The sequence below is a fragment of the Streptomyces sp. NPDC096324 genome (genome assembly GCF_044763015.1).
GTDB lineage: Bacteria > Actinomycetota > Actinomycetes > Streptomycetales > Streptomycetaceae > Streptomyces.
In genome coordinates this window covers 702,974-723,652 of the sequence record NZ_JBIWFK010000001.1, presented here as the reverse complement: position 1 = coordinate 723,652, position 20,679 = coordinate 702,974, and the positions used below count along the sequence as shown (strand labels likewise).

The following is a 20,679-nucleotide window of genomic DNA, read 5'->3' as shown; positions in this document are numbered from 1 at the left end:
TGGTTCAACATTGACCAGCCAGTAACAACAGGGCTACCTTTCAACGCGTTTCGAGCAGGCTCAATAGACCGATGTTCCCGGGTTTCCGCAGGTCCCGCTGGAATCCGACGTGCCGCCATCGTTGTCGTACCGCATCCCCCACCATGCAGTCTCAGCTTGATTCGGAGAATCATGACGTCTGCTGTGCGTTCCGAGGACATGATCATCGGCATCACCCCGTTCGGCGAACCCGACGCCCGGCTCGCGGCGGCGGTGTGCCGGGCCGGCGGGCTCGGCGTTCTCGACCTGGGCGACGGGGACCGAAGATCCCGTGACGCGCTGGAACGCCTGCACCGCCTGGCACCGGGCCCGTTCGGGGTGCGGATCGGCGCCCGCTGCCGACTGGACCCCGCCGACCTCGCGCCGGGCATCGGTGACGCCGGCGGGCCGGACACGGTGGTCCTCGCGGTCGACGCGCCGTGGCAGACCGGTGATCTGACCGCCGACCACCGTGTACTGGTGGAGGTCACGGACCTCGACGAGGCGCGGGCCGCGGTGCTCGCCGGGGCGTACGGGCTGATCGCCCGCGGCAGCGAATGCGGCGGCCGGGTCGGGGAGTTGAGCACCTTCGTCCTGCTCCAGCGACTGCTCGCCGCGCCCGACGTGCCGCTCCCGGTCTGGGCCTGTGGCGGGATCGGCCCCCGCACGGCCGCCGCCGCGATGGCCGGCGGGGCGGCCGGGGTGGTGCTGGACAGCCAGCTCGCGCTGCTGGCCGAGTCCTCCCTGCCGGAGGCGGCCGCGGCACAACTGCGGTCCCTGGACGGTTCGGAGACGACCGTGCTGGCCGGTCACCGGGTGCTGCTGCGGCGGGGCCCGGACGCACCACGCGTCGAGAGGGACGACCCGGAGACGGTGGCGGCGGCACTGGGCGCGCAGGATCCTCGTACCCAGTTGCTGCCGGTGGGTCAGGACGGCTTCCTCGCCGCTCGGTTCGCGCGGCGCTGGGGAGATGTGCGCCGGACGGTGCGCGCTCTGACGGACGCGGTGCGCGACGTCGTACGCGACGACACGGCCGCCGGAGCACTGGGCACGGGCTCCCCGATGAGCCGGGCGCTCGGCACCCGGCTGCCCGTCGCGCAGGGACCGATGACCCGGGTCAGCGACCGCGCCGAGTTCGCGGCGGCGGTCGCCGAGGACGGCGCGCTGCCCTTTCTCGCGCTGGCACTTGCGGACGGCGCACGCACCCGGGCGATGCTGACCGAGACCCGGGCCGCCGTGGCCGGGCGGCCCTGGGGAGTCGGCGTGCTCGGCTTCGCGCCGGAGGAGGTGCGTGCCGCCCAGTTGGAGGCGGTACGGGAGCTGCGGCCGACGCACGCCGTCATCGCGGGTGGGCGGCCTTCCCAGGCGCGGGCGCTGGAGCGGGACGGGATCCGTACCTTCCTGCACGTGCCCTCGCCGGGGCTGCTGCGGCAGTTCCTGGAAGCCGGGGCCCGCCGCTTCGTGTTCGAGGGTTCCGAGTGCGGCGGGCACGTCGGTCCGCGTGGCAGTTTCCCGCTCTGGGAGGCCCAACTCGCCGTTCTGGAGGACTTCCTGGACGACGCGACCGCCAATTGCGGCGGCAACAAGAGGGGCGGTAAGGGCGGCGGCGAGGACGCGGGCGACGGGAACGGCGGGAACACGGCTCAGGCGCTGGAGGTGTTCTTCGCGGGCGGTGTCCACGACGAGCGCTCGGCGGCGATGGTCGCCGCGCTCGCGGCCCCGCTGACCTCGCGCGGGGCCGCCGTCGGGGTCCTCATGGGCACCGCGTACCTCTTCACCGAGGAGGTCGTCACGCGCGGCGCGATCCAGCCGCTCTTCCAGCGCCAGGTGCGGGCCGCCGAGCGGACCACGCTCCTGGAGACCGCGCCCGGCCACGCCACCCGCTGCCTGCCGAGCTCCTTCACCGAGGGGTACCGCCAGCACGAGGGCCGACTGCGGTCCGCGGGCGTGACCGACCGGCGGGTCTGGGAGGAGCTGGAGCGGCTCAACATCGGGCGCCTGCGCCTCGCGAGCAAGGGCGTGGAACGGAACGGCGACGGGTCGCTCAGGCCGGTCGACGAGGCACGCCAGCTCACCGACGGCATGTTCATGGCCGGGGAGGTGGCCGTACTGCGCTCGGCCACCACCACCGTCGCGGCGCTCCACGAGTCGGTGACCTCCGGGGCCGCCGGCTTCCTCGCGCGGCGGGCGGCGGAGCTGCGCGACCGGCTGGGCGAGCGGCCGGGCGCGTCCGAGACCCGGGAGCCGGTGGTGCCCGCTCCGTTGGACATCGCCATCGTCGGGATGGCCTGTATGTTCCCGCAGGCGCCCGACCTCCCCTCCTTCTGGGCGAACGTCGTCGGCGGCCGGGACGCGGTCGGTGAGGTCCCGCCCGAGCGGTGGGACCCGGCCGTGCACTACGGCCGGGGCGACGATGCGGCCACCGCGCCCGCCAACGGCGCATCACACACCGGCAGCGCCTCCTACGGCGGGACCGCCCCTTCCAGAAGTGCCGTCCCCTCCAGCGGTGCCGTCCCCTCCAAGTGGGGCGGCTTCCTGCCCCGTATCCCCTTCGACCCGCTGCGCTACGGCATCCCGCCGACGTCGCTCGGCAGCATCGAGCCGGTCCAGTTGCTGTCCTTGGAGGCCGCCCGGCGCGCTCTGGAGGACGCCGGATACGGCGACGGGGGACGGGAGTTCGACCGTTCCCGTACCTCGGTGGTGTTCGGCGCGGAGGCGGGCAGCGACCTGTCCAACGCGGCCACGCTGCGCGCCGTGCTCCCGTCGTACCACGGGCGCGTTCCCGAGGGCCTCGACGGCCAGTTGCCCCGGCTGACCGAGGACTCCTTCCCCGGCATGCTCGCCAATGTGATCTCCGGCCGGATCGCCAACCGGCTGGACCTCGGCGGCGCCAACTTCACCGTCGACGCCGCCTGCGCCTCCTCCCTGGCCGCAGTGGACGTCGCGTGCAAGGAACTCACCGGCGGCACCAGCGATGTGGTGCTGTGCGGCGGCGCCGACCTGCACAACGGCATCAACGACTACGTCCTGTTCTCCTCGGTGCACGCGCTCTCCCCCACCGGGCGCTCCCGCTCCTTCGACGGCTCGGCGGACGGCATCGCGCTCGGCGAGGGCGTCGCCTGCGTCGTCCTGAAGCGGCTCGCGGACGCCGAGCGGGACGGCGACCGGATCTACGGCGTGATCAAGGGCCTCGGCAGCTCCAGCGACGGCCGCTCGCTGGGCCTGACCGCGCCCCGCCCCGAGGGGCAGCGCTCGGCGCTGGAGCGGGCCTACCGCAACGCGGGAATCTCACCGGCGGACGTCGGGCTCGTCGAGGCGCACGGAACCGGGACCGTGGTCGGCGACCGCACCGAACTGACCGTCCTGGGCGAGGTGTTCGGCAGGGCCGGAGCCAAGCCGGGGAGCTGTGCGCTCGGTTCGGTCAAATCGCAGATAGGGCACACCAAGTGTGCCGCCGGGCTGGCCGGGCTGATCAAGACGACCCTGGCGCTGTACACCGGCGTCCGGCCGCCCACCTTGCACCTGGAGCACCCCAACGCCGCCTGGGACGAGGAGAGCAGCCCGTTCGCCTTCCACACCCGGGCCCGGCCCTGGGCGGCTCCGGCTCGGCAACGGTTCGCCGGTGTCAGTGCGTTCGGCTTCGGCGGCACCAACTTCCATGTGGTGCTCGGCGCGTACGCGGACGGCGCGGCACCGGCGCAGGCGCTGGACGAATGGCCCGCCGAACTGTTCGTGTTCCGGGGCCGGGACGCGGCGGCGGCACACCGGGCCGTCGAGGAACTGCTCGGGGCCGCCGAGGCCGACGGCCGGCCGTGGCGGCTGCGCGACCTGGCGCTCAGCGCCGCCCGACGGGCCGACGTCTGTCCGGATCCGGCGCGGGTGGCGGTCGTGGCCGCGGACGTGGACGAACTGACCGTGCGGCTGCGGCGGGCGCTCGCCGGGGAGCACGATCCCGCGCACGGCGTCCATCTGATGCCGCGAGGCGATGGGCGGACGTCACCCGCCGCGGGACCCGACCAGGGCCCGGCCGCGGGTGACGGATCTGGACAGGACCCGGCCGAGGGCGCGAGACCCGGCCAGGTCCCGGCCAAGGGCGCGGTCCCCGACCAGAACCCGGCCGAGGGCAAGGTCGCCTTCCTCTTCCCCGGTCAGGGCAGCCAGCGCCCCGGAATGCTCAGCGACCTGTTCGTCGCCTTCCCCGAACTGCGCCACTACCTCGAACTCGGCGCCGACCACGCCGCCCGGCTGTACCCGCCCGCCGCCTTCGACGACAGCGCTCGCGACCGGCAGCGGGCGGCGCTCACCGACACCCGGGCCGCCCAGCCCGCGCTCGGCATCGCCGGACTCGCCGTCCACGCCCTGCTCACCACGGCCGGGGTGCGGCCCGACATGGCCGCCGGGCACAGCTACGGCGAACTGGTCGCCCTGAGCGCGGCGGGCGCCCTGAGCCCCGAGACGCTGCTCGCGCTCAGCTCCGAACGGGCGGCGGCCATCCTCGCGGCCGCCGGGGCGGACCGCGGAGCGGACCCGGGGACCATGGCCGCGGTCCCGGCCGGCGCCGCGGAGGTCTCGCGCGCACTTCGGGCTGTCGAGGCCCCGGCCGCCGTGGTCGTCGCCAACCGCAACGCGCCCCGCCAGACGGTGATATCGGGCTCGGCCGACGACGTCACGGAGGCCGTGCGTCTGCTGCGCGAGGCCGGGTACGACGCCCGCCGCATCCCCGTGGCCTGCGCCTTCCACAGCCCTCTGGTAGCCGGTGCGGGCGCCCGGTTCGCCGAGGCGCTCGCGGCCCGTCCGGTGCGCGCGCCGGAGTTCCCGGTGTGGGCGAACCGCACCGCGACGCCGTACGCCGCCGACCCGGACGCGGTACGGGCCGAACTCGCCGCGCAGATCGGCGCCCCGGTCGGATTCGTCGAGCAGATCGAGGCGATGTACGAGGCGGGCGCGCGGATCTTCGTCGAGGCCGGGCCCGGATCCGTGCTGACCGGGCTGGTCGGACAGATCCTCGGCGACCGGCCGCACCGGACGGTCGCCTGTGAGCCGCGCCCGGACAGCGGCCTGCGCGGCTGGCTGGACGCCCTGGCCCGACTGGCCGTCGCCGGGCTGCCGGTGCGCACCGGCTGGCTGCTACGGGGCCGCGGCGCCGTCGACGCGGTGCGCACGCCGGTGCCGAAGCGGCCCGGCTGGACGGTCGACGGACAGTTGGTGCGCACCGCCGCCGGAGACCTCCTTCCCGGTGCGCTCGCACCGGCCCGACGAGTCGTGGAGACGACCGTGCCGACGAACCCCGCGCACGAGGTCCCGTCCGACCGGGACGGCCGCCCCGGCGTGCACGCCGGTAACGCCAGCAACGGCGGCAACGTCAGCAACGTCAGCAACGTCAGCAACGTCAGCAACGGCGTGCACTACCAGGACCGCCAGGACGCCCAGGACGCGCTGATCTCCGAATTCCTGCGCACCAGCCGCGAGATGGTCGCCGCTCAGCGTGACGTGCTGATGACCTACCTCGGAGCGGTGGCCGGGGAGCGGACGGCCGCGCCACCCGCGCCCGTCGCCCCGCCCGCACCGCGGGACACGACGGCCGCCGCGCCCCAGGCGGAGCCGCCGATGTCACCACCACCCCGGACCACGGAGTCGTCGGCCGACCAGGCACCCGCACCCGCCACCGGGTCGGCACCGGTTCAGGACGTCGACGTCCAACAGGTGGTCCTGGAGATCATCAGCGAGCGAACCGGCTATCCCCTCGACATGATCGAGCCCGATCTCGACCTGGAGGCCGACCTCAGCATCGACTCCATCAAGCGGGCCGAGATAGCCGGCGAACTGGCCCGGCGACTCGGCGCCGGGGACGGCGCGGACCTCGCCGTTCTCGACGACGCCGAGTTGGAGGATCTGGCGAAGGCACGGACGGCCGGCGCGGTGACCGACTGGCTGACCGCCCGGCTCTCCGGCCCCGCGGAACCGGCCACGCTTCCCGCCGAGCAGGCCGAGACGCTCCCGGCGGCCGACACGGCCGAGGCCGTCGCGGCTACCGAGTCGGCTGAGGCGTTCGAGACCCCGGAGGCGTCCGGGACGGTCGAGGCCGTGCGAGCGGCGAACGGCGACACGGTGAACAGCCACGCAATGGCCGGCGACGCGGCGAACGGCAACGCGGTGAACAGCTACGCAATGGCCGGCGAGGCGGTGCGCGGCGAGGCGCCCAAGCGGTACCTGCCGCGGTCGGTGCCCCTCGATCAGGAGGGTGACACCGCGGATCCGGCGGCCGTACTGTCCGGCACACGGTGGGCCGTCCTCGGCAACGCCCCCGAGATCGGCGCCCGGCTCACCTCGTACGGCGCCGACGTCGTCGTACGCGACCGGGACCATCTGCTCACCCAGGACGACGGCCGGGTGGACGGGGTCCTCTACCTCGTCACGGGTGGCGCGCCGGTGCTGCCGGACGCGTTCCCCGTCCTGAAGGCCGCCCTCGCCCTGGGACCGCGCCAGTTGCTGGCCCTGCGGGCCGTGGGCAGGGACACGTCGAACACGGCGGCCGCGGGGCTGCGCGGCTTCTTCCGCACCGTGGCGCGCGAGTACCCGTCGACGGTCGCGCGGACGGTGGAGGTGGTGACCACGTCGGCCGCAACGGACACGCTGACCGTCGCGGACACGCTGACCGTCGCGGACACGCTGTCCGTCGCGGACGGCCTGCTGCTCGCGGACGCGCTGGTCGACGAGCTGTGCGCGTCCGACCTCGCCCCGGTCGTCCTGCGCCGGCCGGAGGGCCGGTTCGGCCTGGAGCTCGTCGAGTCACCCCTGGGGATCCTCGGCGGCACCGGCGCGGGCCCGGCCGGTGCCGGTGCGGCCGAAGCCGCCGCGCTCGGCCTGGACCGGGACGCGGTGGTCCTGCTGGCCGGCGGGGCACGCGGCATCACCGCGCAGTGCGCCGCGGCCATCGCCGCCGCCGGCCGGTGCCGGCTCGAACTGCTCGGCAGGACACCCGCGCCGGACGGCCCGGAGGACCCGGACACGGCCTCCGCCCGTACCCCGGCCGCACTGCGCGCGGCGCTCGCCGCCCGCGGCGGGGCGGGACCGGCGGCGATCAACCAGGCCGCCGAACTCCTGCTCGCCCAGCGGGAGATCACCACGACGCTGACGGAGCTCAGGGCGCTCGGGAGCGAAGTCCGCTACCGCTGCGTCGACTTCCGGGAGCCGGAGGCGGTGCTCCAGGCGGTGAAGGACATCCACGCCGAGCACGGCCGCCTCGACGGTGTCGTCTACGCGGCCGGGGTGATCGAGGACCGGATCATCGCCGAGAAGACCCCCGAGTCATTCCAGCGGGTCTACGGGACGAAGGCGACCGGCGCGGGCACCCTGCTCACCGCTCTGGAGGAACTGCCCGACGGGCCGGCGTTCAGCGTGCTGTTCGGCAGCATCTCCGGCGTCCTCGGCAACCGGGGCCAGGCCGACTACGCGGCCGCCAACGACGCGCTCCAGACGCTGGGTTCGGCCTGGGCCGCCCGCACCGGGCACCGGACACTGACCGTGCACTGGGGGCCCTGGGCGCCCGCCGCCCGGCACGCCGGCATGGTCGGACCGGAGCTGGCCCGCGCCTACGGCCGCCGGGGCATCGGCCTGATCGATCCCGAGGAAGGCACCGCGGCCCTGCTGCGCGAACTCGCCTGGGGCGACCCGTCGACCACCGCCGTCGTCTACACCGCCTCGGGCTGGTGACGGGTCCGGTGACGGACCCCGCGGCGGGTCCGGTGACGCACCGGGCGGAGGCTTCCGGGACGGGCCGGGAACAGGACCGGACGGCGGGTGCGGCTGGAGGGCCGGGGTCGCGGCGGCAGGTTCCGGTCGCCATCGTCGGCATGGCGGTGCTGATGCCGGGGGCCCGGGATCTGGAGGCGTACTGGATCAACCTGCGGGACGGCGTGGACGCGATCGGCGAGGTGCCGCACGGGCGTTGGGACGCCGGGTACTACCGCCCCGGCACCGCGTCCGAACCGGCCGTCGCCGACCAGGTGTACTGCCGCAGGGGCGGGTTCGTGGACACACTGGCCGAGGTGGAGGTGACCCGCTTCGGGATCATGCCGAACTCGGTGGCCGGCACCGAGCCCGACCAGCTCATCGCACTGCACGTGGCCGCCGCGGCCCTCGCGGACGCGGGCGGCCCGGACCGGCTTCCCGACCGGCGGCGCGTAGGTGTCGTTCTCGGCCGGGGCGGCTATCTCACCCCGGGCCTGGTCCGGCTCGACCAGAGGGTGCGCACGGCCGGACAACTGGTCCGCACACTGGGCGAGTTGTTACCGGAGCTGACGAGCAGTCAACTCGACCGCGTACGAACGGCGTTCACCGACCGGCTCGGCCCGGACAGTCCCGAGTCGGCGATCGGTCTGGTGCCCAACCTGGCCGCCTCCCGGGTGGCCAACCGGCTCGACCTGCGCGGCCCCGCCTACACCGTGGACGCGGCCTGCGCCTCGTCGCTGGTCGCGGTCGACCAGGCGGTGGGCGAACTCTCCTCGGAGCGCTGCGATGTGATGCTCGCCGGAGGCGTCCACCACTGCCACGACATCACCCTGTGGAGCGTCTTCTCCCAACTGCGCGCCCTCTCCCCCAGCGAGCGCATCCGCCCCTTCCACCGGAACGCCGACGGCCTCCTCGTCGGCGAGGGCACCGGAGTCGTCGTACTGAAGCGACTGGCCGACGCCCGGCGCGACGGCGACCGGATCTACGCGGTGATCCGGGGCACCGGGGTGGCGAGCGACGGCCGGGCCGCCGGCCTGGTCAGCCCCGATCCCGGCGGTCAGGCGAGTGCCGTGCGACAGGCATGGTTCGCCGCCGGACTCGACCCGGCGGCGCCCGGCTCGGTCGGCCTGCTGGAGGCACACGGCACCGCGACCCCCGCCGGCGACGCGGCCGAACTGGCCACGCTCGGCGCGGTGTTCGGGCTGGCCGGACGATCAGGCGGAGACCGCGCGGTGATCGGCTCCGTGAAGTCGATGATCGGGCACACCATGCCCGCCGCCGGGGTGGCCGGACTGGTCAAGGCCGCTCTCGCGATTCACCACGCGACGCTGCTGCCGACCCTGCACTGCGACGACCCGCATCCGGCGCTGGCCGCGACGCGCTTCCGTACGCTGGAGAAGGCCGTCCCCTGGGAGGTCTCGCCCGGCAACCCGGTGCGCCGGGCCGCCGTGAACGCCTTCGGTTTCGGCGGGATCAACGCGCACGTGGTGCTGGAGGAGGCACCGGCGCCCGTCACGACGGCGCCCGCTTCGACGGCCGGGCGCCCGGCCGTGCGGGTCGCCGAGCCCGAGCGGGTCCTGCTGCTCGCCGCGGACGGTCCGGAACCGCTCGCCGCCCTGCTGGACAGAGACGACGCGGCGGTACGCGCCGCCGGACTCGACCCCGCGCTTCCCCATCCGGCCGTGGGCCGGGCCCGGCTCGGCATCGTCGACCCGACCGCGAAACGGCTGGCCCTGGCCCGCCGGGCGGTCGGCCGGGGCCGCGCCTGGCACGGCCGGGGCGACCTCTGGTTCCGGCCCGGCCCTCTGCTCGGTCCCGGGCACGGCAAGCTCGTCTTCGTCTTCCCCGGTCTGGAGAGCGAGTTCTCCGCGCGCGTCGACGACGTGGCCGCGCACTTCGGCCTGCCCGGGGCGGCGCCCGCGGGCGACCCCGTCGGCGACGTGGGCCGGCACGGCCTCGGCGTGGTGGCCGTCGGACGCCTTCTCGACGCGGCACTGCGTCGCCTGGGTGTCGCGCCGGACGCGGTCGCCGGGCACAGCATCGGCGAGTGGACCGCGATGACGGTGGCCGGGCTGTACTCCGAGGACGAGGTCGACGCCTTCATGGCGGGCTTCGATCCGGACACGGTGACGGTGCCGGGTCTCGCGTTCGGTGCCGTCGGCGCGCCCGCGGAGCGCGTACTGGCCGCCCTGGAACAGGAGTTCAGAGGCGCCGACCTGGTGCTCTCCCACGACAACGCGCCGGGCCAGTCGATGGTGTGCGGGCCGGACGGCGCGGTCGAGGACTTCATCCGGTCGTTCCGGGCCCGCGGTGTGCTCGGCCAGGTGCTGCCGTTCCGGTCCGGCTTCCACACGCCCATGCTGGAGCCCTACCTCGGGCCGATCAGACAGGCGGCGCGACGGTTCCGGCTGCATCCGGCGACCGTCCCCGTGTGGTCGGGGACGACCGCGGCGCCGTTCCCCGAACAGGAGTCGGAGGTACGGGACTTGTTCGTCCGGCACCTGCTGGAACCCGTGCGCTTCCGGCAGTTGACCGAGGCCCTGTACGCGGCGGGGCACCGGACCTTCGTCCAGGTGGGCCCCGGGCAACTCGGGTCGCTCGTGGGCGACACCCTCGGCGACCGCGACCATCTGACCGTGGCCGCCAACTCCCCCCACCGCAGCGGCCTCGCCCAGTTGCGCCGGGTCGCGGTCGCGCTGTGGACGGCGGGGGCGGCCGTCGCCCCCGCCCTGCCCACCGGGCCCCGTACGGGCACCACATCAGGCGCCGGATCCGGATCGGCCGACGGCAACGCCGGAGCCGGAGGGGCGTCCGGAGCCGGAGCGGGGTCCGGAGCCGCCGACGGCGGCACGCTGTCGGCGCGGCCCCCCGTGCGGCTCAATCTGGACGGCGCTCTGATCTCACTCGACGGCCCGGAACTGGCGGCCCTGCGCGCCGAGTTGGGCGCGGCCGCCGCCCCCGCTCCGGGCACCGCCACCCAGTACGCACCGGGTGTACTGCGCGGGCTCACCGACCGGTTCCCCGGCGCCGCCGAACTGGACGCCCTGCTGCGGGAAACCGCGGACGCGGCGGCAGCGCTCATCACCGCGCGGCCGGCCCGCCGACCGGCCGCCACGCCCTCACCCCCCGACCCCACCCCGGCCCCCTCCCCCGTCCCCACCTCTGTCCGCACCCCCGTCCCCCTGCCGGCTTCCAGACCCGTCGCCGAAACGCGGGCGGCGGTCGGCGACGCGGCGACGGGCCCCCTCGTACGAACCTCGGTCGTCCGTGTCTCCCCCGAGACCATGCCGTACTTGCTGGACCACTGCTTCTTCCCCCAGCGGGCCGGCTGGCCGGACGTGGCCGACCGCTGGCCGGTCGTCCCGGCGACCACGATCGTGCACCACCTGATGGACGCGGCCCGGCGGGCGGCACCGGGCAAGGTGCCGGTCGCGGTGCACGGCGCCCGGTTCGAGGAGTGGCTGACGGCCACCCCCGCCGTCGACGTACAGGTCACGGCGGAGCCCGTGGCACCGGACCGGCTGGCCGTGTCCTTCGGGCCCCGGGCCCGTGCCACCGTCGAGCTCGCCACCGACTACCCGGCCCCGCCGCCCGCCCGCTGGCGGACCGACCCCGCGAGCGAGCGCGCGCCTCTCCACACCGCGGCCCAACTGTACGGCGAGCGCTGGATGTTCCACGGCCCGGCGTTCCAGGGAGTCACCGAACTCACCGCGCTCGGCGAGCGGCACATCCGCGGGATCATCACCGCCCCGACGGCGCCCGGCGCCCTGCTGGACAACGTCGGCCAGATCCTCGGCTACTGGATCATGGCGACCCGCTCCGAGCGGACGGTCGTGTTCCCGGTCGGGATGCGGGAGATGCGCTTCCACGGCCCGCAGCCCGCCCCGGGGGCGCAGGTGGCGTGTCTGGTGCGGATCACCTCGCTCACCGACACCGTGCTGGAGGCCGACGTGCAGCTCTCGGTGGCGGGCGTGGTGTGGGCGGAGTTGCGCGGTTGGCAGGACCGCCGGTTCGACAACGATCCGCACACCCGGCCGGTGGAGCGCTTCCCCGATCGCAACACCCTCTCCGAGGCCTGTCCGGGCGGCTGGTCACTGGTGCACGAACGGTGGCCGGATCTGGCGTCGCGCGACCTGATCATGCGCAACTCGCTGGGCGGGCAGGAGCGTTCGGAGTACGCCGGGCACGCGCCGCGCGGCCGACGGCAGTGGTTGCTGGGCCGGATCGCGGTCAAGGACGCCGTACGGCAATGGCTGTGGGACCAGGGCGAGGGCCCCGTGTTCCCCGCGGAGCTGCGGGTGAGCAACGACGGCATGGGCCGCCCGTACGTCACCGGGGTGCACGGCCGGGAACTGCCCCCGCTGGACGTCTCCCTCGCCCACCGCGCCGAGGCCGGGGTGGCGATCGTACGGCCGCACACGCCCGGTCCCGGTCCCGGCATCGACATCGAGGAGGTCACCGCCCGCGACCCGCAGGCGATGGCGACGGTGCTCGGCGCGGACGAACTGCGACTGCTGCGCACGCTGTGCGCCACCGCCACCGCCACCGCCACCGCCACCGCCACCGCCACCGCCGACAGCGGCAACGGCAACGGCAACGGCAACGGCAACGGCAACGAGGCACTGTGGTTCACCCGGTTCTGGGCCGCCAAGGAGGCCGTCGCCAAGGCGGAGGGCACCGGATTCGGCGGCCGGCCGCGCGACTTCGCCGTACTGGAGGCGGCACCGGCCGGGGACGAGCTGATCGTTTCGGGACGCCTGGAACGCGCCTACGCGGTGCGGTGCGCGCCCGCCGCGAACCCGCCGGGACTGACCGAACGAGCCTATGTCGTGGCCTGGACCACGGGACCGATCGGACCGACGGGACACCCCCACGAGGAGGAACACGCCCCATGAAAGCCACCCCCCACACCGCGGACGCCACCCCCCACCCCACGGACGCCACCCCCCGCCCTCCCGACGCGGCCCAGGTCCTCGCCGACATCGCCGGACTGCTCACCCGGCTCCTTGAGGACGAGTACGGCCTCGACGACGTCGAGATCGGCATGGCGACCACGTTCAACCGCGATCTGGAGCTGGAGAGCATCGACCTGGTGACGCTGTCGGGACTCCTTGAAGAACGGTACGGCGGGCGGGTCAACTTCGCCGAGTTCCTGGCCGGGATGGAGTTCGACGAGATCATCGGGCTCACCGTGGGGCAGCTCGTCGCCTACGTCGTGACCAGCCTGAAGGCGGCGGAGGCGAGCTGACTCATGGCGATGGTCGACACCGGTGGACTCCGGTTGCACGTACAGCGGCTCGGCCCCCGGGACGGCCGGGCGGCCACCGCGACCGCGGTACTGGTCCACGGTCTACTCACCGACAGTCTGGCCAGCTACTACTTCACCGTGGCGCCCGCCTTCGCGGCGGCCGGCCTCGACGTCGTCATGTACGACCTGCGGGGGCACGGCCGCAGTGAACGACCGCCCGACGGCTACACCCTGGACCACAACATCGACGACCTCCGGGCGCTGCTCGACCGGCTGGCGGTGACCGGCCCTGTGCACCTGGTCGGCAATTCCTACGGCGGCACGATCGCCTTCGGCTTCGCGGCCCGTCACCCGGAGCGTGTGGCCAGCGTGTCCCTGATCGAGTCCGAACCGCCCACCGCAGCCTGGGCGTCGAAGCTCGGCGGCATCCTCGACCGGGTGATGGCCCAACTGGCGCACAACGAGCTCGACGCCCTCGCCTGGATCACGGCGAACCGTGGCCACAACACGGCGCGGCTGGCCCGAGGCGCGGCCCGGCTCGCCCGGGACACCACCCTCGGACAGGACATCCCGGCCAGCGGCATCCTGACGGATGACCAGATAGCCGCGATGCGCCGCCCCGTGCTCGGCCTGTACGGGGGTGACTCCGACCTCGCCGAACTCGCGCCCTGGCTGCGGTCGTTGGTGCCGGACTGCCGGACGGTGGTGATCCCGGGGCACGAGCACTCGGTCCTGGTGGAGGCGGCCGGGACCGTGGGCGGTCACATCCTGGCGCTGATCCAGGGGACTTCGGCGGCCCGGAGCGTGGGGGCCGAGGCCAGGTGAGCGGATTCCTGTTCGTGGTACCGCCGTTGGTCGGGCACATCAACCCGGCCGTCGGGGTCGCCGACCTGCTGTTCGCGCGCGGGCACCGGGTGGCGTGGGCCTGCGCCGACGCCGCTCTCGTGGGACGCCTCGCGGGTGACCGGGCCCCGGTGTTCCCGTGCGCCGGCCCGGTACCGGGGGTGGGCGAGGCACGGCGGCCGCCCGACCTGCGGGGGCCGGAGGCGCTGAAGTTCCTGTGGGAGTGGTATCTGCTGCCGCTGGCCGAGGCCATGGCGCCGGGGGTACGGGCGGCGGTCGAGACGTTCCGTCCGGACGTGGTCGTCGCCGACCAGCAGGCGTTCGCGGGCGGGCTGATCGCCGAGCGTGCGGGGCTGCCGTGGGCCACCTCGGCGACCACCTCGGCCGAGTTCGCCGACCCACTGGCCGGGCTGCCGAGGGTCACGGAGTGGCTGGCGGAGCGCCTGGCGGGCCTGCGCCGGTCGATCGGGGATCCGGCGGGCGACTCCGATCCGCGGTTCTCGCCTCATCTGGTGCTGGCGTTCAGCACGGTGGAGCTGGCCGGTCCGTCGGCCGCCGCGCGGGGCGGTCCGATCCGCTGGGTCGGCCCGTCGATCACGGCCAGACCGGCCGCGGCCGGCTTCCCCTGGGACTGGCTCGACCCCGGCCGGGCCACGGTGCTGGTGACCCTCGGCACCGCGAACGCGGACGCCGGCGGGCGCTTCCTCGCCGTGTGCCGAGAGGCCCTGCGCGCACGGGCCGACCGGGTGCAGGGGGTCGTCGTCGACCCGGGGAACACGCTGAGCGCGGACGCCGCCTCGGCACGGGGCGCCATCCCGTCTCCGGGCGGCACCAGGACTCCGTACGGCGCTCACCCCTCGTCCGGCCACGACAAGGACCTGCTGGTCCTGCCGTCCGTACCCCAACTCGCCCTCCTCGAAAGGGTCGACGCCGTGGTCTGCCATGCCGGTCACAACACCGTGTGCGAGGCGCTGTGGCACGGGGTTCCGCTCGTGGTGGCGCCCATCCGCGACGACCAGCCGGTGGTGGCCGGGCAGGTGGTGGACGCGGGGGCGGGCGTCCGGGTCAGGTTCGGCCGGGTGACCGCCGCCCGGCTGGGCGCCGCGCTCGACGTCGTCCTGCACGAACCCGGGCACCGCGCCGCCGCCGAACGGATCGGTACGACGTTCCGCGCCGCCGGCGGTGCCCCCGCGGCGGCGGACAGCCTCGAACAACTCGCCCGGGAGTACCGATGAGTGAGCAGACGAACCAACCGACCGGACAAGCCCCCGAACAGCCGGCCAGGCAGGACGCCGGCGAACCGGCCCGCGAGCCCAGCCGCGCCGAGCGAATAGCCGGGCTGCGCCCCGGTTACCTGGCCGATCTGGCCGAGGGCACGGGACGCTTCTTCGAGCCGCCGCGCACCACCTGCCCCTGGTGCGGCTCCGGTCGGCTGACCACCCGTCTGCGCACCACCGACCTGCTCCAGCACAAGCCGGGCCGGTTCGTCCTCGACCGGTGCGACGCCTGCGGGCACGTCTTCCAGAACCCGCGGCTGAGCGAGGCCGGGCTGGAGTTCTACTACCGCGACTTCTACGACGGGCTCGGCGAGAAGAGACTCGGCGACACCTTCGGCGGCCGCACCAGGATGTACCGCGACCGCGCCGAGTCGATGCTGCCGTACGACTCCGTCCCGAAGAACTGGCTCGACGTCGGCACCGGGCACGGCCACTTCTGCGCGACCGCCCGCGAGGTGCTGCCCGGCACGGCGTTCGACGGTCTCGACTTCACGGACGGCGTCGAACTCGCCGCCCGCGAGGGCCGGGTGGAGCACGGCTACCGCGGCGCCTTCCCCGACCTGGCGCCGGAACTCGCCGCCCGCTACGACGTGGTGAGCATGTTCCACTACCTGGAGCACAGCACCGACCCCGACCGTGAACTGAGGGCGGCGTGGCAGGCGGTGCGGCCCGGCGGCCATCTGCTCATCGAGGTCCCGGACCCCGAGAGCCGCTACGCCCGGCTGCTGGGCCGCTGGTGGCTGCCCTGGCTCCAGCCTCAGCACCTGCACTTCGTGCCTGTCTCCAATCTGCGCCACCGCCTGGCGGAGCTGGGGTTCACGGTGGTGGCGCAGCAGCACGCCGAGCCGCACGACCCGGTGGACCTGCTCGCCGCCGTCTGGCTGGCTCTGGACCACACCGCTCCGCGCGAGGACGCGCCCTGGCTGCCGAGGCCGCCGGGCGCGCTGCGCCGGGCCGTTCGTACGGCCCTGTTCCTCGCGGGGATCCCGGCCCTGGTCCTGGGCACGCTGCTGGACCGGTTCGTGGTCCGCCCGCTCGCGCACCGGCTCGGCATGTCCAACGCCTACCGCCTGGTGGCCCGCCGGGACTGACCGCGTACGCACCCCGGAGCCGCGGTGGGACCACCGGGAGCAAGCGAACACTTTCGGCCAAGCAGGTCCCGGCGGCGACCAGAGGGGCGGCGGCCCATGATCAACAGGGAGGCCTCGGGAATGTCCGGCTTTGCGTGCAAGTAGCCGTTGAATATTGGATGATTTTGGGTGCGATTGACCGTTCCCTTGATCATTTTCGGTCAGTTCACGTTGTTACTGGCGAGGAACATAAATTCGAGATGTGCCAGTATTCGAGCCAACGGGGACAGCGCTGGGAGACCGGATATCCGGTACCGGCAGGGCGGCATGCTGACCACATGCCGCAGTGCCCCCGTGCCAGTAGGGGGAGTCTGGTGCGTTCGATGTTCGAAGCACCGGCATCGGCGGCACCGTTCCGTGCCGCCAGTATTCCTTCCTTCTTCAACGGCCCGGCATGCGCCGGGCATCGAGAAAGCCTGCTCGGAATCCGACAGGCACAAGGAGAGAAGATGAAGAAGCTGTTCGTCGCGGCCGGCATCACCATGGGTGGCGTCGCGGCCGCACTCAGCGTGCAGGGGACCGCGCAGGCCGCCGCACCGCAGGTGGATTCCGCTCCGGCGGTCGTCCGGCCGGACGTCGAGAGGGCGCCCGCGGGCTTCGGCAGCCTTCTGGGCAAGGTCGTGGGCAAGGCCGCGGTGCACGGTCGTGCGGCGTGCCCGCACGTGGCGAAGGCGGCCGGTCAGGTGGCCAACGACTTCTTCGGGACTCACGTGGCGCCCGCCAAGGGTGTCGACGGCGTCGAGGCGGTCGACACGGTCTTCGACAAGTGACCGAGCATGTCGTACTCAGGAGGGCGGTCCTCATTGCCGGGGCCGCCCTCCTGGGCGCCTACCTGTCCGTCGCCGCGCTGACCCAGACGCCCCTGAATCCCGTCAAGCTGCGCTACTACGACGAGATGAACGCGGTGACGGAACCCTATCTGTCACAGAACTGGATGCTTTTCGCCCCGGATCCCCTGTCGGACGACCGCGGCATCGTCGCCCGTGCCAGGTGCGCGAACGGCGAGGCCACCCACTTCTACGACGTCTCCCGCCCTTACGTGACCCGAGTCCAGCATGACCGGTTCTTCCCGTCTCGCATCAACCGGCTGGTCAGCGGGACCATCACACAGATGGACAGCCCCGATCCGGTTCTGGCCCGGCTCAGGAACAAGGAAGCGGAGAAGAAGAAGCGACCGGTTCCTCTGCTTCCCTACGAGAAGACGTCGCGAGACCAGGCGGAGATCTTCCTGGCGCGCTACTCGCTGTCCCAGTTGCGGAACGTGTGCGACGGGTCTCCCTCCGCCGTGCAGGTACGCATGTACGTGCACGAACTCCCTTCGTGGTCGCGGCGAAAGGATCCGTCCGCCAACGGCACGACCAGCTTCGAGGATCTGAAATGGCGGAACGCGGAGGACGTCACATGAGGAAGGTCGTCTCCACCATCGACAGGTGGAGTTCGGTACCGATCGGTGCCGTCGGCGTCTCCGGAACCCGTGCCCTCCTCGGGTTCGTCGGCCTGATGTTCTACGTCAGCCAGTACGCCGACCGGGACTACCTCTTCGGCCCCGACGCCGTTCTCCCCTGGCGCGAATTCGTTGAACAGGTCCACGGCAACGGCTCTTTCAGCCTCTATACGTGGAGTTCCTCGGAAGCGTGGTTCCAACTGGTCTTCCACCTGGGCCTGATCACCGCTCTGATGGTCACCCTGGGCATAGGCGGCAGGGCCGGACTCGCCCTGCACTGGGTTTTCCTGTGGTCTCTCTACGAACGTCAGCCGGTCCTGCTCGACGGTGGCGACAACCTCGCCTACCTGGTGCTCCCGATGCTCCTGGCCACCCGCTGCTACGACCGCTTCTCCTTCTCCTCCGGTCGCACGGAAAGACTCGGCCGTCGCCTGCCGACGCAGGTGCGATCGTTGGCGACGCCTCTGCACAATCTCGGTGTCGTGGCGATCGCGGCGCAGATGTGCCTGGTGTACGTCGTCAGTGGTCTGTACAAGGTCCAGGGACAGATGTGGCAGGACGGAACCGCCCTGTTCTATGTGCTCCGGGTTCCGGAGTTCACGTTCCCCGGAGTCTCGAACCTCGTCTATCACAACGATTTCATGGTGGTGGCCGGGACGTACACGACCGTCATGTTCCTCGTCTACTTCCCTCTCGGAGTGCTGGTCCCCGCACTCCGGCCCTGGGCCGCCGCCATGTCGATCGGCTTCCACGTCGCCATCGGTCTGCTCATGGGCCTGACGGGATTCGCTCTGACGATGATCGCCTGCGACCTCGTCTTCCTCAACAGGGAACTCGGCTGGGCCGTTTCCACCACGTCGAAGCTGGCCGCCCGGCTGGGCCGGCGAGCCGGGAAGGAGAAGGCGGCGGGCGAAACCGCTGCCGAAGTCACGCTCGCGGAGGAGCCGGTGTAGCGTTCCCGGCGCCTTCGGCCGGAAAGCCGCAGTTCGACGCCGGGCGCCGTGCGAGCTCGCGGATGCGGCATTCCACCAAAGTGACATGGACACAGGAGAGACAGACAGGCGATGGAAGCGAACCCGGCCCTCCCGTCCCACAACGACGGCACCACGGTGGGACTGTTCTGGGTCTCGGCCGACGGCGTGTACGTCGGCACCCCGGCCACGGCACCGGCTCCGTGCGTGGTGCTGGAGGCCTCTGGGCCCCGCGTCACCGGTCCGCACGCACATGACTGGGCGTGGTCCGGCCTAGCGGGTGTGGAGGTCACCGAAGTCCCCGTCCGCTCCACCGTACGACGCTGGACGACCCACGCCGTGACCTTCGCCGCCGCGGCCCTGGACGCCTGGGTGCCGAGCAGTCCCACCGAGATGACCGTGTCCATCACCGCACCCGAGGGCACGGTCCTGACGCCTGTCCACTCCAGCGCCGCCGTCGCCTACTCCGCGCTCGAGGTCGATCTCTCCCGCCGGCTGATCGGCCGCTTCATACGGGGCACCGCCACTCCCGCCGTCATGACCGAGTGGTGGATACGGACTCGGCCGACCAGAATTCTCCGGTCGCGTGAACGGGAGGCTCTGCTCAGGGACTGGCTCGCGTCGGACTGAACGGGCACCTCGCACGTCCACTCGCAGAGCGGCGGCAGCGCGCCCGTCCCCTCGCAGACCGGCGGCAGCGCGCCGGCCCGAACACACCACGGGAGACCATCATGATCCGAGTTCCCACCTGCGTACTCAGCAGCTTTCAGGCACCCCAGATCTCTCACGGCCACGACGCCGACCTGTTCGTGCAGATCGGTTCGCTGACCAAGCCGCTCACCGCGACCATTCTGACCGCCCTGGCCGACGACCAAGTCCTGAGCCTCGACGACCCGCTGGAGCTGTTCCTGCCGGCGCCCAGCGGCACGGGAATCACCCTGCGCCACCTTGCCGAGCACACCTCGGGCCTTCCCCGCATGCCTCCCGGCATCGACGGCCGCGATCCCTACGTGGCTTTCGACACGGACGCGCTGGACTCGGTCGTACGGAACCTCGACACCCTGGTCACCGCCCCCGCGGGGACGGTCGAGGAGTACTCCAACCTCGGTTACGCGCTCCTGGGCGCGGCCCTGGTCGCGGCCACGCGCACCCCGTACGAGGAAATGCTGCACCGCCATCTCCTCGACCCGCTCGGCATCGTCGATGTCGCCGACGATCCGCCGTCCGGCAGGCGGCTGTGCAGCACAGGGCTGTTCGGCCGGCCTCGCAGGCCCTGGACCATGGACGGCGCGATCCTTCCCGCCGGGGGACTGTGGGCCACTCCCCGGGCCGCCGCCCGCCTCCTCACCGACCTGCTGGTCGACCGCAAGCTGGGTGAACCGGCACCGGCCTGGCAGAAGGCGGGAAGCCTTCTGTGGCACAACGGCGCGACAGGCGGCGCGTCCGTCTTCGCGGCAGCCTCACCGCAGGGCTGGATTCTCGTTCACCGCCTCTCGGGCCGAAGCGCCGTGACGGACAAGATGGCCCTGGACACGCTCCGACGGTTCATCGGGCCCGGGGCCTGACGCCGGGGCGGACGGACGAGGAGCCGCCGCGACGGGACGTGCCTCCTGAGCCGTCGGGCCCGGGTGGCGGACGGGTCAGTCGTCCTTGCGGTCCAGGACGCGTCGGGCGGCCTCCGCCTCCGCCGCGGGCGGCGACAACTCGTCGAGCGTGTCGAGTTCGGCGTCCGTCTCCAACTCGCTCTCCCAGGCCGCGGCCAGGCGCTCCTGTTCTTCGCGTGGTTCGGAGTCGACAGTCCGCCGATCCTCCGGGGTCAGAGCCGCCAGAAACCTGGCCACCGAGTCCTTGGGCATGCCGTACTCCTCGTCGCCGGACAGCGTGTCGATTCCCGCCCAGCATGGCCAATCGGCCTCGGGTCGGCCGTCTGACACGGCTTCAGCACACCCGGATGGCCGCTGCCCGGTCAGGCGAATCCCGTCGGACGACCACGGACCGGACCACGGACGGCCCACCC

12 protein-coding genes are annotated in these 20,679 nt (G+C 73.1%); 11 read left to right on the top strand and 1 reads right to left on the bottom strand.

Annotation, left to right across the window (positions count from 1 at the left end; translation table 11 throughout):
• Positions 1-171 precede the first annotated feature (171 nt).
• The 11 genes from ACIQ7M_RS03055 to ACIQ7M_RS03005 all read left to right on the top strand — a co-directional run bounded on the left by ACIQ7M_RS03055 (position 172) and on the right by ACIQ7M_RS03005 (position 20,227).
• Positions 172-7,731, top strand: a complete 7,560-nt coding sequence (locus ACIQ7M_RS03055) for an SDR family NAD(P)-dependent oxidoreductase (protein WP_403639019.1) — start codon at positions 172-174, stop codon at positions 7,729-7,731.
• Between the two features lie 140 nt (positions 7,732-7,871).
• Positions 7,872-12,644: a beta-ketoacyl synthase N-terminal-like domain-containing protein gene (locus ACIQ7M_RS03050; RefSeq protein ID WP_403639017.1), complete on the top strand. Its 4,773-nt coding sequence runs from the start codon at positions 7,872-7,874 to the stop codon at positions 12,642-12,644.
• Complete coding sequence (locus tag ACIQ7M_RS03045) at positions 12,641-12,997, top strand: acyl carrier protein (protein ID WP_403639015.1); 357 nt, start codon at positions 12,641-12,643, stop codon at positions 12,995-12,997. Before ACIQ7M_RS03050 ends, ACIQ7M_RS03045 begins: the two co-directional genes overlap by 4 nt.
• A gap of 3 nt (positions 12,998-13,000) precedes the next feature.
• Positions 13,001-13,822, top strand: a complete 822-nt coding sequence (locus ACIQ7M_RS03040; protein WP_403639013.1) for an alpha/beta fold hydrolase — start codon at positions 13,001-13,003, stop codon at positions 13,820-13,822.
• Entirely contained in the window at positions 13,819-15,075 is a 1,257-nt protein-coding gene (locus ACIQ7M_RS03035) for a glycosyltransferase (RefSeq protein WP_403639011.1), read from the top strand. The genes ACIQ7M_RS03040 and ACIQ7M_RS03035 overlap by 4 nt, the downstream gene beginning before the upstream one ends.
• Positions 15,072-16,208 carry a class I SAM-dependent methyltransferase gene (locus tag ACIQ7M_RS03030; RefSeq protein ID WP_403639009.1) on the top strand — a complete coding sequence of 379 codons (1,137 nt, stop codon included), beginning with the start codon at positions 15,072-15,074 and terminating at the stop codon, positions 16,206-16,208. Before ACIQ7M_RS03035 ends, ACIQ7M_RS03030 begins: the two co-directional genes overlap by 4 nt.
• A 488-nt stretch (positions 16,209-16,696) precedes the next feature.
• Positions 16,697-17,017: a hypothetical protein gene (locus ACIQ7M_RS03025; protein ID WP_355761301.1), complete on the top strand. Its 321-nt coding sequence runs from the start codon at positions 16,697-16,699 to the stop codon at positions 17,015-17,017.
• Positions 17,014-17,652 (top strand): DUF5819 family protein, encoded by a 639-nt coding sequence (locus tag ACIQ7M_RS03020; protein ID WP_355761298.1) that lies wholly within the window; start codon positions 17,014-17,016, stop codon positions 17,650-17,652. The genes ACIQ7M_RS03025 and ACIQ7M_RS03020 overlap by 4 nt, the downstream gene beginning before the upstream one ends.
• A complete protein-coding gene (locus ACIQ7M_RS03015) occupies positions 17,649-18,644 on the top strand; it encodes a hypothetical protein (RefSeq protein ID WP_403639006.1) in 996 nt (331 codons plus the stop codon). The genes ACIQ7M_RS03020 and ACIQ7M_RS03015 overlap by 4 nt, the downstream gene beginning before the upstream one ends.
• Before the next feature lie 111 nt (positions 18,645-18,755).
• Entirely contained in the window at positions 18,756-19,292 is a 537-nt protein-coding gene (locus ACIQ7M_RS03010) for a hypothetical protein (RefSeq protein ID WP_403639004.1), read from the top strand.
• Between the two features lie 101 nt (positions 19,293-19,393).
• Positions 19,394-20,227, top strand: a complete 834-nt coding sequence (locus tag ACIQ7M_RS03005) for a serine hydrolase domain-containing protein (RefSeq protein ID WP_403639002.1) — start codon at positions 19,394-19,396, stop codon at positions 20,225-20,227.
• Between the two features lie 75 nt (positions 20,228-20,302).
• Here ACIQ7M_RS03005 and ACIQ7M_RS03000 read toward each other — a convergent pair whose 3' ends face one another.
• Complete coding sequence (locus tag ACIQ7M_RS03000) at positions 20,303-20,518, bottom strand: hypothetical protein (protein ID WP_403639000.1); 216 nt, start codon at positions 20,516-20,518, stop codon at positions 20,303-20,305.
• Positions 20,519-20,679 lie beyond the last annotated feature (161 nt).